The organism is Bradyrhizobium sp. USDA 3315 (assembly GCF_054056795.1).
The window spans coordinates 5994886-6008789 of record NZ_JBSRYP010000001.1 but is presented as its reverse complement, the minus strand read 5'-3'; the positions used below and the strand labels follow the sequence as shown (position 1 = coordinate 6008789).

The window sequence follows — 13904 nt, the reverse complement described above, 5'->3', positions numbered from 1 at the left end:
CATGCCGCGGCTTAACGTCATGTAAAAATAGGCAGGCCCGGCTTCGCCGCGAGCGATTATGACGGCTCAAATTCGCGCGATGGTTAGTTCACATTAGAGACTATGACAGCTGCATGAAATGCAGGGCCGGCCGGACGTCAGCGCGCCACGACCTCGACTTCGCCATCGACACCGTTGACGACATTGAAGGGACGCTCGAACACCTTGCCTTCGTTCTTGGCGATCGCGCGATACTCGCCCTCGGAGAGCACGACGCGCGGGAACGCGCCGATCGATTCCTTGATCACGTCGCCGCCCGGCGTGATCACCGACCAGGCGGTGTTGGCGAGCGCCTCGCCGCCCCGCTCGCTGACCAGCTTGAGCGTGATGACGGCGGCGCGATGGGTGACGGTGACGTCGGTCAGCTTGCCCGCCGCGACGCGAATGTCGGAGCGCACCACCGAGTTGGCGTCGCCATAGTTGGAGACGATGTAGTAGGTGCCCTCGGGCAGCAGCGCGACGTCGCCGGCTGCAACGTTCGGCACCATTGGTCCACGGTCCGAACCGTCGAACTGGCTGCCCTTGTAGATCGCGAACGAGATCTGGTTGGCGGGGATCTTGCTGCTGCCGACCCGACCCTCGATCCGCAGGCCCCCGGCCGGGAGCACGAACGACTCGCGGTCGGTCTCCGACTTCAGACTGACGGCGCGCACCGCGCTGACGAGGCCGAGCGCGACATGGACGACATAGTTGCCGGGCGGCAGCACCACGTTGGGCGTCGCCCCGCGCTCTTCGCGGACCAGCTTGTAGGTGCCGTTGTCGTCAGGCTTGTCGGCGAACACCCGCCACACCAGCCCGGCATTGATGACCGGCAGGTCCTTGCCGTACCGCGCCGTCAGCGACAGCACCGCCTGCCCCGCGGCCGGCGAGCCGGCCGGCGGCACAGCTACCACCGGCGGCACGGTCGCAATCGAGGGCTGGACGATGGTCGGCTGGTTCAGCGGACCGGGCAGAACGGGCCCTGAACCGCCGCCCGATGGCGGCGCCAGGTTGAGTGCCGGACCGGACGGCACCTCCGGGACAGAAGCGGGCGGAATCGGCGGCGGCCGGTCGCTGAAGAACTGTGCAGATACGGAACCGGGGATCAGAGCCAGCAAAAATGCCGCAAGCGTCAGCAGCGGAAGGAGCCGCATGCCCCGCCCGCATCCGCCGATGCCGTTGCCCCTCGAAGTCATCTCCATGCTTTTCAACGAAAACGCGGCAAATTCAAGCCTTCGTCCAAGGGGCGTCCAAGGCTTTGTCACAGTCCGGGCGGGCGGCGTCCGCCATTTGGAACCGCGCGATCAAGCCGATGTTAGCTCTACCGTCGCGGTCCAGTCACATTCCCTGCCTACCGCGGACTACCCGGGGCATGAATCATGCCTGTGGGAATAACCATGAAGACGGACGACGCTGGCGCAGCCATGCTGCGCAGCCTAGTCTCGCGCTGGCAGGAGATTTGTCGTGTTGGATAGCTGGATGGGCCGAGGCCACAAGAGCTCCGACGGCCCCGACAAGGTAGGCCTGGGAACGGTTCGCCGGCCGGTCATCGGGCTTGCGCTCGGCGGCGGCGCCGCGCGTGGCTTTGCCCATATCGGCATCATCAAGACCCTGCTGGCCCACGGCATCGTCCCCAATGTGGTGGTCGGCACCTCGATCGGCTCCGTGGTCGGTGGCGCCTATGCGGCCGGCCATATCGAGACGCTGGAGCAATGGGCGCGCGGCCTGCAGCCGCGCAGCGTGCTCGGCTACCTCGATATCCGCCTCAACGGCTCCGGCCTGATCCGCGGAGCCAAGCTGGCCGCCGAGATCGAGGCGGCGCTTGGCCAGGTCATGATCGAGGACCTCACGGTCAAGTTCGCCAGCGTCGCCACCGAAGTGCGCACCGGGCACGAGATCTGGCTGACCCAGGGCCGCGTGGTCGACGCCATGCGCGCCTCCTACGCCCTGCCCGGCATCTTCGCGCCGGTCCTGATCGGCGACCGCTGGCTGGTCGACGGCGCGCTGGTCAATCCGGTGCCGGTCTCGGCCGCGCGCGCGCTCGGCGCCGAAATCGTCATTGCGGCGAACCTCTCCAGCGACGTGTTCGCGCACTCGACCACGATCTACAATCACGGCCCGTCCGCCGCGCCCGAAGTGACGGTTGCGGTGACCGCCGAGGCCGAGCTCGAGCCGGAGCCGCCGAAGCGCCGGTTTGGCCGCTTCTTCTCCGCCGAACGTACCGTGAAGCGGGAGTTTTTCGGCAGCGCCAGCCGGCCCGGCATCTCGAGCGTCATGGTCGACGCCTTCAACATCATGCAGGACCGCATCACCCGCGCACGCCTTGCCGGCGATCCGCCTGACATGCTGATCTCGCCGCGGGTCGGTCAGATCGGCTGGTTCGACTTCCACCGCGCCGACGACCTGATCGCGCACGGGATACGCGCCGCCGAACGCTCCATCAGCGCAATCGAGGAAGCGATCGACATCCTGGCGCCGCCGTCGAGCGGCGCGGACAGCACCGGGAAGTAGCGCTCAGGCGGTCTTGATGTAGTCGCGCAGCGCCTCCTGCTCGCGCTCATATTCCTCGACGCGCCGCTTGACGATGTCGCCGATCGAGATCAGCCCGACCACCTTGCCGTCCTCGACGACAGGAAGATGGCGGAATTTCCCCGTGGTCATCATCTCCATGATGCCGCTGACCGTATCGGACTCGCGGCAGCTCACGACCTTCTTGGTCATGACCGCGCTGACCGGTTCGTCCAGCGCGCCCGCGCCGCGCTCAGAGAGCACGCGCACGATGTCGCGCTCCGACAGGATGCCCTCCATGCGGCTCTGCTCCATCACCAGCACCGCGCCGATCCTACGCTCGCCGAGCAGCTTGACCGCGGCCGAGAGCTTCGCGCCGGGCGCGACGCTCATGACCTGATGGCCTTTTGCATCGAGAATGGAACGTACCGTCATTGTCGGCCTCCCTGAATCCGCTCGTGCCCCGCTTGAGCGGAGCCGAGCCTGTTCGCCAGAGTCTTCAATCAACAGTTCCGCGCCGATTTCGGTTCCGAGGCGCGGTGAGTAGCAGGGCTCGATTTGTCGGCCCGCTTTGTTTCTGCGTCACAAAGATGATGGAGGAATTCGATCCAGGCCGCAAGCGGCGATCAGACGCGCCCCGACTGATCCACCGACGACGCATCTGCAGCATCGTCCCGCGTGCGCGGCACCGGATCGAACAACGAGAACAGCAGCAGTCCGGCGAGGAAGCCGCCGATATGCGCCTGCCAGGCGACGCTCGCGCCCTCGCCGCCGAGCGACAGCGAGGTGGCGCCGAACAAGATGTTGACGCCGAACCATATCGCCAGGAAGGCGAGCACCCGTCCGTTGCGCAGCGCCCGCCACAGCGACAGCGCAGGCACCTTGGCCGCCGCCTCGGCATCGCCACGGCTGAACGACAGGAAGCTGCCCTTCACAAAGGCAAAGCGGATCGCCGCCGCCATCGTGCCCGACACCGAAGCCGACGCTCCGATCATCGGCGCGATCGCGTGCTCATGGGTCAACAGATGCGCAAGCGCGCCGGCGGCCGCCGTTACCGCCATGAAGACAAAGAAACGCAGCGCGCCGAACCGCCGCGCCAGCGCGCTGCCGAACGGCAGCAGCCACAGCACGTTGAAGCCGATATGGGTGAGGTTGGCGTGCAGCAGCGAATAGGTGACGAAGGTCCAGACCTTGGCGCCTTCGCCGCCCGGAAAGGTGATGTCGAGCAGCGTTGAATCGTAGCGCTTCGGGATGAAGCCGAAGACGTCGATGGTCCAGTTCTCCAGCTCCGGCGGTAGCAGCACCCGCAGATGGATCACCGCGATCAGGAGGATGTAGGCGGTGAGCGCCGGCGGCAAGGTCAGGATCGGCTCGCGCGGCGCCTCCGGCGGCGGCGCGAGCGGGGATTCGGGATGGGAGTCCAAGGGGTCGGCGACCTCGATGCGGCGGTGGATCAGAGATAGGCGGCTTTCGCACCCCTGTGCAAGTGCACAATCCCAAAATCGGACACCGGATGTCGCGCAGTGCGGAATCGGGACAAAAGAAAAGGGAGGGCGCTGAGAACGCCCTCCCTGATCGGCTGGTCTTCTCGTGCCCCGGAGGGATCGGGAAACGTCCCCACCCCTCCCCGCACGGTGACCAAACTGTTTGACGCCACCTGTGTACCAACGGCGCCGGCGCTTGGGGCAGCCGGCGCGAACGGGAACGCGCGGACCCTACCCACTGGTTCCGCGGGGGCCAAGGACATAGTTAAATTTACGTTAACAACACAAAGCTGCCGATAAGCCGCCCAAAGCGCGGCCACGGCATGGACGCTGCACAGCCTTCCCTGCACAACAGAGAAGGGAAGGCGCCTGAGCAAAACCGGGACAGATGTGTCCCGCCGAGACAGGTGCCGGGCAAGGTTTAGATGAAACACAGCTCGAGCCGCGAGTTCTTCGCATATTGGAATGCGAAGCGCGGCACCGCACGTGCACCTGACCGGAGTGAGTTCGAGCCGTCCGCGGTACGCGAACTGCTGTCCGACATCTTCGTGCTGTCCTATGACGGCGAGACCCGCTTTCCGTTCCGCGTGGCCGGCACCCGCACCTCCGCCCTGCTCGGCTGCGACCTCAAGAACCGGAGCTTTTCCGCCCTGTTCACCGGCGCGAGCCGCGGCGAGATCGAAGACATCATCACCTGCGTCGTCGAAGAGACCCTGCCGGCCATCGCCGGCATCACCGCCACGACCGAGAGCGGCGCCAAGGCGCATCTCGAACTGCTGCTGCTGCCCTTCACGAGCCGCGTTCATATGCCGGCGAGCCTCACCGGCCTGCTCGCCCCGTTCGAGGACGACGTCGGCCGGCTGCACGACCTGGTGCTGACCTCGTGGCGTTACCTGCATCCCCAGGAGCGGTTCGTGCCGCGGACCCTGCGCAAGCTGGCCATCGCGCGCGGCCTGATGGTCTACGAAGGCCTCCGCTAGCTGCCGGCGCCCGCCTTGGGACGGGATGGCAGGCGCCGGTCGCTTGCACCCCGCCCCGCGGAACTCTATTAGCTGTCTGGCCGTCACGGCGGGGTGGACCCGCTCATTGCAGCTGCGGCCGGGCTGGGCATGTTTCGGAATTCGATCAGGCAAAAGATCGTCGGCATTGCCGCGGGACTCATCATCCTCGCGGTGATCACGTCGCTGCTGTCGATGGTGATGGCGGGCCAGGTCGGCCATCTCCTCGACGAGCTCACCAACCGCTACATCCCCGCCTATGGCCACCTCGCCCGCGTCAACATCCGCGCGCTGGAGCGGTCGCTCGCCATGCGCCGGATGATGATGGCGAAGATGCAGGCGCCGGGCGAAGATTCCGGCTACGAAAGCGCGCGCAAGGCCTTCGACGAGATCGAGCCCCTGATCAAGCGCGAGGCCGACGCCGCACGCGTGCTGATCGATGCGATCATCGCCGATCCCTCGACGCCATCCGACAACGCCGCGCTCGGACGCCTCGATGACCGCATCGACAATGCCGTCAACGACCTCTTGATGCGCCTGAACGCAGAGAACAAGACGCTGCTCGAGCAAATCGACGCCAAGGACTTTGCGGCGGCGAAAGCGACCACGCTGCGCGCCGACGCCCTGCGCGACGACTTCAACACCAGGATCGAGAGCATCCGCGCCGACATGCTGGCGCAGGTCGCTTCGGCCGCCGCGAAGGTGATGAGTGCCCAGCAGCGGGCGATCATCATCTCCGGCGTCGTGACCGCGATTGCCGCGATCCTCGGCTTCGTGTTCGCGATGCTGGTCGGCAGCGGCATCACGCGTCCGGTGATGCGCCTGCTCGAAAGCACCCGCGAGGTCGAGGCGGGCCGCCTCGACGGCGCTATCACCATCACGACCCAGGACGAGATCGGCCAGCTGTCGGCCGCCTTCAACCGCATGATCGAGACGCTGCGCCACAACCAGCGCATCCGCGAGACGTTTGGCCGCTACATCAATCCGCGGATCGCCGAGGGCCTGCTCGAACAGCCGGCGATCGCCGCGACCGAAGGACAGCGCCGCGTCATGACGGTGATGTTCTGCGACATGAAGGGCTTCACCAGCCTGAGCGAGGGCGTGACGCCGAGCGGCCTCGTCAAGATCATGAACCTCTATCTGTCGACGATGTCGGCGCCGGTCCATGCGCACCGCGGCATCATCGACAAATATATCGGCGACGCCATCATGGCCTATTGGGGCGCGCCCTTCGTCGAGGAGGCCGAGCAGACCCATCTGGCCGCGCTTGCCGCCATCGACATGATCGGCCAGGTCAACCAGCTGCGCAAGGATCTGCCGGAACTGCTCGGCGTCCGCGTGATCCCGGCCGATTGCGACATCCGGATCGGGATCGCCACCGGCGAGGCCCTGGTCGGCAGCATCGGCTCCGAGTTCATGATGAGCTACACCGTGCTCGGCGACACGGTGAACCTCGCCTCGCGGCTGGAAGGCGCCAACAAGTTCTACGGCAGCCGCAGCCTGATCTCGGAGGCCACCGCCGCGGCCTGCGCCGCAACCATCGAGCTGCGCGAGATCGACCGCCTCGTGGTGATGGGGCAGACCCAGCCGGTCGCGGTGTTCGAGATCCTCGGCAAGAAGGACGAACTGACGCCGGCGCAGACCGAGTTGCGGCAGCGTTACGCGGACGGTCTCGCCGCTTATCGCGAGCGCCGCTGGGATGACGCCGAGCAAGCCTTCGCCGCCGCGCTGGCTGCGGCGCCCGGCGACGGCCCGTCGATCGCCATGAAGGCGCGCGTCGCAGCGTTCAGGCAAGATCCGCCAGCGGCCGACTGGGACGGCGCCTGGCATCTGGAGCGGAAGTAGCCGCGTCACGCTCATCCCGGCTCTGCCGCTACAGCTGGGCCTCGATCGCAGCCTTGTCGATCACCGACCAGACCTGCACGATCTTCCCGTCGCGGAATTCGTAGAACACGTTCTCGGCGAAGGAGACGCGCTTGCCGTTGACGCCGAGACCGAGAAACGTGCCGTTCGGCGAACAGTCGAATGCCAGCCGGCTCGCGACATGGGACGCATCCGACACCAGCAGAACGATGTTGAAGCGAAGGTCCGGGATGTCGCGAAAATCCCCTTCCAGCATCGCGCGATAGCCGGATAACCCGAACCGCCGGCCGTTGTGGCACACATCCTCGTCAACGAACTGACCGAGTTGCGGCCAGTCCTGGCGATTCAAACAGGCAATGTAGTTCCGGTAGATCTCGGCGAGGTCCGTTTTCATCATCGATCGTCCTCCTTGCCGCGGGTCCAGATGGCCATTGAGCATCTGAGTGCGATTCTAACACCGATGTTAGTTTCGACTCCGATGTCCGATGGCGCGAACGAAACACTCGGCCGGCGTGCACGTGAAAGCGCGACGTCCCGAAGAGACAGTGCGATTGCCGCTTCGGCAAACAATTTCTCAAAACGCGCGGAATGTCTCCCGCGATCGGGAGTTAGTGCTTCAGGTCAATAACTGTCCTTGTCAAATCGGAGGCGTACATGATCAAGTCACCGATGATGCTTGCGGCATTCCTGACAGCGCCGATCATTCTGTTCCCACCGCAGACCGCCGTCGCGGCTGGCGGAGGTGGCGGCGGTGGTGGTGGTGGCGACCCATACGGGTCGAGCTACGGCACTCCCGCGCCGTCCTATCCCCAGCAAAAGGACAGAAAGACCACGCACAAGATCAAGAAGCCCGTCAAGCAGTCCGGCTTCGAAGACCCGGCGTTCCGCGACGGCTATCGCGCAGCCTATGCGACAATCTACGAACGCAACGACTACACCGCCGCGATCGATCAGTTGCACGCACTCGGCCGCGATGATCAGCCGAACGTCGCGAACCTGATCGGCTACTCCTATCGCAAGCTCGGCGACTACAAGCAATCGCAGGTCTGGTACGAACGTGCGCTCAAGGCCGATCCGAACCACGTCCTGACGTGGAATTACTACGGCCTGTGGCAGATCGAACAGGGAAACCGCGACCAGGCGCAGTATCATCTGCAGCGGATCGCCGAGATCTGTGGCACCGAATGCGAAGAGTATCGGACGCTGGCGGCGGCACTGGAAAAGCCGCCGGGTACGAACCTCGTCTACTGAGCGCGTCGCGTAGCCCGCATGAGCGGAGCGACATGCGGGGAAGGACCGGCCCCGGATGTCGCTGTCGCTCGTCCGGGCTATGCCTGTGAGCCGCATTGTTCGCGTGTCCGTTTTTGCGGGAATTTCGCCGTTTTGGTCGACGTGGCCGGCGAGTAGCTTGCGTGCCGGGCGACGCACGCGGATACGTTGAGATCGATCATCATGACCTGGCGGCTTCTCGCGTGGAGCGGCATCGCCGTTGCCGCGCTGGTTCCAATCATCGGCGGCATCTGGCTCTTCACCCCGCCCGCCGCATCGGCGTTCCGGGTTCCGCCTCCGATCGCCAAGGCCGAGCAGGATGCAACGCTCGCGGCGCTGAAGCCGCCGAAGCGGTCGCGCCCCCAGATCGCGATGCTCGGCATCAACGACATGACCGAGACCACCGACTATCTGATGCCCTACGGCATCCTCAAGCGCGCCGATGTTGCCGATGTCGTCACGCTGGCGACGGGACCCGGTCCGGTCGCGCTATTCCCGGTGCTGAAGGTCGAGCCTGATGCGACCATCGCCGCATTCGACGCCGCACATCCGGACGGCGCCGACTACGTCATCGTGCCGGCGATGAGCCGCGACGACGATCCGGCGGTCATGCAATGGATCCGGCAGCAGGCGGAGAAAGGCGCTGTGATCGTCGCCGTCTGCGCCGGCGCCAAGGTGCTCGCCTCGACCGGCCTGCTCGACGGCAGGCGCGCCACCACGCACTGGTTCTACCTGAAGAACTGGCGCAGCAAACATCCCGCCATCCAATACGTCGCCGACCGCCGCATCGTGGTCGATCGCGGCGTCGCGACGACGACCGGGATTTCGGCCTCGATGCCGATGTCGCTGACCCTGATCGAGGCGATCGCCGGCCGTACCAGGGCTGAGGCCGTCGCGCGCGAGATCGGCCTGCCCGGCTGGGACGCGCGGCATGACAGCAACGCCTTCAAGTTCACGCGTCCCTTCGCGCTGACCGCCATCCGGAACACGCTGGCGTTCTGGAACCGGGAACAGCTCGGCCTCGCGCTGGCTCCCGGCGTCGACGAGGTCTCGCTGGCGCTGGTCGCCGACAGCTGGTCGCGCACCTACCGCTCGCATGCCGTGACGTTCGCCGCGACCGGCGACGCGGTGACGACCCGCAACGGCCTGCGTATTTATCCGCAAGTCGTGGCGCCGGATTGGTCCGCAGATCGTCTGCTGCCCGCGGTCGGCACCGCGCCGCCCGCGCAGGCGCTCGACCGGGCGCTTGCCGGGATCGAAACACGCTATGGCCGTGATACGGCGGACTTCGTCGCCATGCAGCTCGAATACCCACGGGCTGACGCCGTGCAGTGAGGGATTGCGTCCCCAACAACGTATTCGATCCTCCATCCGCTCCATTGTCATCTGCCCGTCATGAATTGTGCCGACACGTCAGCGCCGGACCAGTTCGGGGACACGCATGGACTATTTCAAACGCTTCAACTTCCTGTTCGCTGCGCCGGTGTTCGAGGCCGACGACCTCGAGGGCATCCGCTTCAACCAGATCATCGCCGAGATCGAGCGCTCCGGCTTCGAGGTGGTTCGTGCCCGCAAGCTGGAAGATGCCGAGATCGCGGTGCAGACCGACGCCGCGATCGGCTGCATGGTGGTCGATTGGGGCAAGAAGGGCCTTGAGGGCAAGACCGCGGCGCTGATCAACCTGATGCGCCGGCGCGGCCTCGACTTCCCGATCATCCTGTTGATCCGGCGCAAGCGGTTCGAGGACCTGCCGGTCGAGGTGCTCGATTTCATCGACGGCTACGTGTTCCTGTCCGAGGAAACCCCGCCCTTCATCGCCAAGAACCTGATCTCCAGGCTGAAGCAATATGCCGAGAATTTGAAGACGCCGTTCTTCGGCGCGCTGGTCGACTATGCCGAGGAAGGCAACCAGCTCTGGACCTGCCCGGGCCACAATGGCGGCGTGTTCTACAGCCGCAGCCCAATCGGACGGGTGTTCGTCGAACACCTTGGCGAAGCGGTGTTCCGCGACGACCTCGACAATTCCGTGCTCGACCTCGGCGACCTCCTCACCCACGAAGGGCCGGCGCTGCGGGCGCAGAAGGAGGCGGCCCGGATCTTCGGCGCCGAGAAGACCTACTTCGTGCTCAACGGCACCTCGACCTCCAACAAGGTCGCGCTCGGCTCGCTGGTCACCGACGGCGACCTCGTGCTGTTCGACCGCAACAACCACAAGGCCGCGCATCACGGCGCGCTGCTGATCGGCGGCGGCATCCCGGTCTACGTGCCGACGGTGCGCAACGCCTGGGGCCTGATCGGGCCGATGCGCTGGGACCTGCTCGACGAGGGCACGCTGCGCGACCACATCCGCAAGCACCCGCTGGTCAAGGACGAGAACGCCTGGAAGAAGGAGCGTCCGTTCCGCGTCGCCGTGGTCGAGCAGTGCACCTATGACGGCACCATCCACTCGGCCGAGATGATCCTCAAGCGGATCGGCCATCTCTGCGACTACATCCTGTTCGACGAGGCCTGGGCCGGCTTCATGAAATTCCACCCGATCTATGCCGGCCGCTTCGCCATGGGACTGTCCGATCTCGGCCCCGAGGCGCCCGGCATCATTGCGACCCAATCGACCCACAAGCAGCTCGCGAGCTTCTCGCAGGCCTCGCAGATCCACATCCGCGACCGCCACATCAAGGGCCAGAAGCGCCGGGTCGAGCATCGCCGCTTCAACGAAAGCTTCATGCAGCACGCCTCGACGTCGCCGTTCTACCCGCTGTTCGCCTCGCTCGATGTCGGCGCGCAGATGATGAAGGGCCGCTCCGGCGAAGTCTTGTGGGACGACACGATCCGGCTCGGCATCGAGCTGCGCAAGAAGATCCGCGCCGTGAAGCGCGAGTTCGAGGAGAAGGAGACGCGCCCCGAGCGGCGCTGGTTCTTCGAGCCGTTCGTGCCGGACCGCGTGAAGATCCCCGACGTCGCGCGCGAGAACGGCGTGCACAATGTCGCCTGGGAGACGATCTCGACCGATCAGCTCGCGACCAATCCGTCCTACTGGCAGCTCAGTCCCGGCGAGACCTGGCACGGCTTTCCCGAGCTGACCGCGGGCTTCGCCATGACCGACCCGAACAAGCTCACATTGCTGACGCCGGGCTTCGATCACGCCACCGGCGCCTACACCGATCACGGCATCCCCGCGCCGGTGGTGGCGCAATATCTCCGCGAGAACCAGATCGTCGCCGAAAAGAACGACCTCAATTCCCTGCTGTTCCTGCTGACGCCCGGCGTCGAGGCCAGCAAGGCCGGCACGCTGGTCTCCGGGCTCGTCGCCTTCAAGAAGCTGCACGACGACAACGCGCTGCTCGAGGACGTCATCCCGGAATTCTACCGCCGCCGTCCGGGCCGCTATGCCGGGGTGCGGCTGCGCGACCTCTGCGGCGACATGCACCGCTTCTTTCGCGATGCCGGCGTCAGCGCGCTGCAGGCCAGACAGTTCATGCCCGAGCACCTGCCCGAGATCGCGATGTCGCCGCGCGAGGCCTCGCGCTATCTGGTGCGCAACGATGTCGACTATCTGCCGATCGACCAGATCTTCGGCCGTATCGCCGCGACGCCGTTCGTGGTCTACCCGCCCGGCATCGCCACCATCGTGCCCGGCGAGCGGCTGTCGGAACGCAGCAAGCCGATGATCGATTATCTGAAGGTGTTCGAAGCGAGCTTCAATGCGTTCCCCGGCTTCGAGGTCGAGGTCCAGGGCATCTACAAGGAGATCGACGACTCCGGCCGCGTCCGCTTCTACACCTATGTAGTGTCCGAATAGGCGAACGGACGCAACACAATGGAGAATGATCACAAGATCACCGTCCGCCCGTCCCGCGACAGCGACGTCGACGCCATGCTGTCGATCTACCGCCACCACATCCGCCGCGGCGTCGAGGAAAGCGTCGACGACAGCGGCACGCCGGAGCCCGACGATCTGCGCGACCGCCGCAAGAATCTGCGCAACACCCGCCTGCCCCACCTCGTCGCGATCTGCGACAGCGAGGTGGTCGGCTATGCCTATGTCGTGCTGTTTCGCAAGCGTCCGGCCTACCGCTACACGGTGAAGCATTCGATCTACGTGCATCACCGCTTCACCGGCCAGCGCGTTGGCGGCCGGCTGCTGCAGGAGTTAATCGACACCTGCGCCGCCGCCGGCTTCCGCCAGATGATCGGCTACATCGACAGCGACAACGCCGCCTCGCTCGCGCTGCACGACCGCTTCGGCTTCGCCCGCGTCGGGCATTTGCCCGGTGTCGCCTATCGCTATGGCCGCTGGTCCGACACCATGATGGTGCAGCGCTCGCTCGCCGCCGGCGCCACCGCCCCGCCGCCCCCCGCGCCGCTGTCGCGACGGTGATGGGCACGACACTTTCCATTCGTCGTCCCGGCGAAGGCCGGGACCCATAACCACAGGATTGGATTGGCAAGGAAGGCTGTGGCCCCAGCGTCGCGCAATAATCACCTTCGGTGGTTATGGGTCCCGGCCTTCGCCGGGACGACAGCGAATGTGTTGCGCGGCCGGTGAGTCATACACCGGCATTCTCGCGGCCTCTGCAGCGCGAGTTTTGCATTTCGTTTCGCCGCTCTGATGACAGAGGGCGCAGGGAAAGCCGGATGCCGATCGCACCCATGGGTCCCGAGTAATCCTGCAGGCTGCAAGGCGCAAGCGACCTGAACGCCCTACTCCAGCGTAAAGCCGACCCGCAGCGCCACCTGATAGTGCCGGATCTTGCCGTCCTCGATATGGCCCCGCGTCTGCACCACCTCGAACCACTTCATTTCCCGGATCGTCTTTGACGCGCGGCTCACGGCGTTCTCGATCGCCGCCTCGATGCTCTTGTCCGATGATCCGACCAGTTCCAGGATTTTGTAGACGTGATCCTTGTCGTGCGTGGCGGGCATGTCGACCTCCTCTGTGGATGCGCGATCCGGACCGCTTGCGCTGCGGTTCGGACAGTCCATCGTCCGATGCGGGCCGGCCATCGTCAAAACCGACGAATGCTGCGCGGCAACACGCCGGACGAATTGAATCAACGTGTCGCGGCGCCTTTGGTGCCAGCATGCATTTCGTGCCAGCTGCGCACCCGCCCTTGTCCGTGCCTTGACCTATGGTAGCATGGTTTCATCAAGTATTCGGGAGCGATACGATGTCCACTGCGTCCAGCTCACCCGCCACACCTCCTCACAGCCTCGGATCCGGGCTTTCCAACCTCCGCGCCAAGTGGGGCTGGATCGTCGCCCTCGGGGTGATCTACCTGATCGCCGGCGTGCTCGCCTTCGGCAGCGTCTTCTTCGCCACCGTCGTCAGCGTGCTGTTCGTCGGCGCCATGATGATCGTCGCCGGCGTCGCCGAGATCATCAACGCGTTCCAGTTCAAGACCTGGGGCAAATTCCTGTTCTGGCTGCTGCTCGGCGCGCTCTATGTCGTGGCGGGCTTCATCACCTTCGAGAACCCGCTGCTCGCCGCGGCGACGCTGACGCTGTTCCTCGGCATCGCGCTGGTGGTGTCGGGCATCGTCCGCATCTTCCTCGCGTTCGGCATGAACTCGGAAGCGCCGTGGGGAATGGTCGCGATCTCCGGCCTGATCACGCTGGTGCTCGGCGCCATGATCCTGGCGCGCTGGCCGGTCTCGAGCCTCTACGTGCTCGGCATCTTCCTCAGCGTCGACCTGATCTGCGCCGGCGTGAGCTGGATCAGCATGGGCATGGCGCTGAAGCGCAGGGCGTGAGGCGCGATCGTCGC

13 protein-coding genes are annotated in these 13904 nt (G+C 65.5%); 8 read left to right on the top strand and 5 right to left on the bottom strand.

The window, feature by feature from the left end:
• Nucleotides 1–137: 137 nt before the first annotated feature.
• Nucleotides 138–1214: a hypothetical protein gene (locus tag ACVIYL_RS27960; RefSeq protein WP_253608046.1), complete on the bottom strand. Its 1077-nt coding sequence runs from the start codon at nt 1212–1214 to the stop codon at nt 138–140.
• Between the two features lie 268 nt (nt 1215–1482).
• Between ACVIYL_RS27960 and ACVIYL_RS27955 the strand changes: the two genes are divergently transcribed.
• The gene (locus ACVIYL_RS27955) at nt 1483–2529 is read left to right on the top strand and encodes a patatin-like phospholipase family protein (RefSeq protein WP_456780326.1); all 1047 of its coding nucleotides are present in this window, start codon (nt 1483–1485) and stop codon (nt 2527–2529) included.
• A gap of 3 nt (nt 2530–2532) precedes the next feature.
• Here the strand turns inward: ACVIYL_RS27955 and ACVIYL_RS27950 are convergent, their stop codons facing one another.
• Entirely contained in the window at nt 2533–2961 is a 429-nt protein-coding gene (locus ACVIYL_RS27950) for a CBS domain-containing protein (RefSeq protein WP_057019670.1), read from the bottom strand.
• Between the two features lie 191 nt (nt 2962–3152).
• Nucleotides 3153–3950, bottom strand: a complete 798-nt coding sequence (locus ACVIYL_RS27945; RefSeq protein WP_057019671.1) for a rhomboid family intramembrane serine protease — start codon at nt 3948–3950, stop codon at nt 3153–3155.
• Nucleotides 3951–4435: 485 nt separating this feature from the next.
• Here ACVIYL_RS27945 and ACVIYL_RS27940 point away from each other — a divergent pair, with 485 nt between their 5' ends.
• Together ACVIYL_RS27940 and ACVIYL_RS27935 are read left to right on the top strand one after the other, a co-directional pair.
• A complete protein-coding gene (locus ACVIYL_RS27940; protein WP_057019672.1) occupies nt 4436–4990 on the top strand; it encodes a PAS domain-containing protein in 555 nt (184 codons plus the stop codon).
• Nucleotides 4991–5119: 129 nt separating this feature from the next.
• Nucleotides 5120–6853, top strand: a complete 1734-nt coding sequence (locus tag ACVIYL_RS27935; protein ID WP_456780325.1) for an adenylate/guanylate cyclase domain-containing protein — start codon at nt 5120–5122, stop codon at nt 6851–6853.
• Between the two features lie 28 nt (nt 6854–6881).
• On the opposite strand, the gene ACVIYL_RS27930 is transcribed toward ACVIYL_RS27935, so the two are convergent.
• Nucleotides 6882–7268, bottom strand: coding sequence for an ester cyclase (locus tag ACVIYL_RS27930; RefSeq protein WP_253608044.1), 387 nt, complete (start codon nt 7266–7268; stop codon nt 6882–6884).
• Between the two features lie 257 nt (nt 7269–7525).
• Here ACVIYL_RS27930 and ACVIYL_RS27925 point away from each other — a divergent pair, with 257 nt between their 5' ends.
• The 4 genes from ACVIYL_RS27925 (at nt 7526) to ACVIYL_RS27910 (ending at nt 12518) form a co-directional block, all read left to right on the top strand.
• Entirely contained in the window at nt 7526–8122 is a 597-nt protein-coding gene (locus ACVIYL_RS27925) for a tetratricopeptide repeat protein (protein WP_375166734.1), read from the top strand.
• Between the two features lie 201 nt (nt 8123–8323).
• Entirely contained in the window at nt 8324–9475 is a 1152-nt protein-coding gene (locus ACVIYL_RS27920) for a DJ-1/PfpI family protein (protein ID WP_456780324.1), read from the top strand.
• Nucleotides 9476–9581: 106 nt separating this feature from the next.
• Nucleotides 9582–11939 carry an Orn/Lys/Arg family decarboxylase gene (locus ACVIYL_RS27915; protein WP_456780323.1) on the top strand — a complete coding sequence of 786 codons (2358 nt, stop codon included), beginning with the start codon at nt 9582–9584 and terminating at the stop codon, nt 11937–11939.
• Between the two features lie 18 nt (nt 11940–11957).
• The gene (locus tag ACVIYL_RS27910; RefSeq protein WP_141341544.1) at nt 11958–12518 is read left to right on the top strand and encodes a GNAT family N-acetyltransferase; all 561 of its coding nucleotides are present in this window, start codon (nt 11958–11960) and stop codon (nt 12516–12518) included.
• A gap of 323 nt (nt 12519–12841) precedes the next feature.
• On the opposite strand, the gene ACVIYL_RS27905 is transcribed toward ACVIYL_RS27910, so the two are convergent.
• Nucleotides 12842–13063, bottom strand: a complete 222-nt coding sequence (locus ACVIYL_RS27905; RefSeq protein ID WP_026192947.1) for a dodecin — start codon at nt 13061–13063, stop codon at nt 12842–12844.
• Between the two features lie 245 nt (nt 13064–13308).
• Here ACVIYL_RS27905 and ACVIYL_RS27900 point away from each other — a divergent pair, with 245 nt between their 5' ends.
• Nucleotides 13309–13890: an HdeD family acid-resistance protein gene (locus ACVIYL_RS27900; protein ID WP_057017581.1), complete on the top strand. Its 582-nt coding sequence runs from the start codon at nt 13309–13311 to the stop codon at nt 13888–13890.
• Nucleotides 13891–13904: the final 14 nt, after the last annotated feature.

Excerpts from the sequence above, each read along its gene's own strand:
- ACVIYL_RS27905 (WP_026192947.1), bottom strand. The coding sequence starts at position 13,063 with ATGCCCGCCACGCACGACAAGGATCACGTCTACAAAATCCTGGAACTG.
- ACVIYL_RS27950 (WP_057019670.1), bottom strand. The coding sequence starts at position 2,961 with ATGACGGTACGTTCCATTCTCGATGCAAAAGGCCATCAGGTCATGAGC.
- ACVIYL_RS27935 (WP_456780325.1), top strand. The coding sequence starts at position 5,120 with ATGTTTCGGAATTCGATCAGGCAAAAGATCGTCGGCATTGCCGCGGGA.
- ACVIYL_RS27910 (WP_141341544.1), top strand. The coding sequence starts at position 11,958 with ATGGAGAATGATCACAAGATCACCGTCCGCCCGTCCCGCGACAGCGAC.
- ACVIYL_RS27925 (WP_375166734.1), top strand. The coding sequence starts at position 7,526 with ATGATCAAGTCACCGATGATGCTTGCGGCATTCCTGACAGCGCCGATC.
- ACVIYL_RS27930 (WP_253608044.1), bottom strand. The coding sequence starts at position 7,268 with ATGATGAAAACGGACCTCGCCGAGATCTACCGGAACTACATTGCCTGT.
- ACVIYL_RS27960 (WP_253608046.1), bottom strand. The coding sequence starts at position 1,214 with ATGACTTCGAGGGGCAACGGCATCGGCGGATGCGGGCGGGGCATGCGG.
- ACVIYL_RS27920 (WP_456780324.1), top strand. The coding sequence starts at position 8,324 with ATGACCTGGCGGCTTCTCGCGTGGAGCGGCATCGCCGTTGCCGCGCTG.
- ACVIYL_RS27900 (WP_057017581.1), top strand. The coding sequence starts at position 13,309 with ATGTCCACTGCGTCCAGCTCACCCGCCACACCTCCTCACAGCCTCGGA.
- ACVIYL_RS27915 (WP_456780323.1), top strand. The coding sequence starts at position 9,582 with ATGGACTATTTCAAACGCTTCAACTTCCTGTTCGCTGCGCCGGTGTTC.
- ACVIYL_RS27940 (WP_057019672.1), top strand. The coding sequence starts at position 4,436 with ATGAAACACAGCTCGAGCCGCGAGTTCTTCGCATATTGGAATGCGAAG.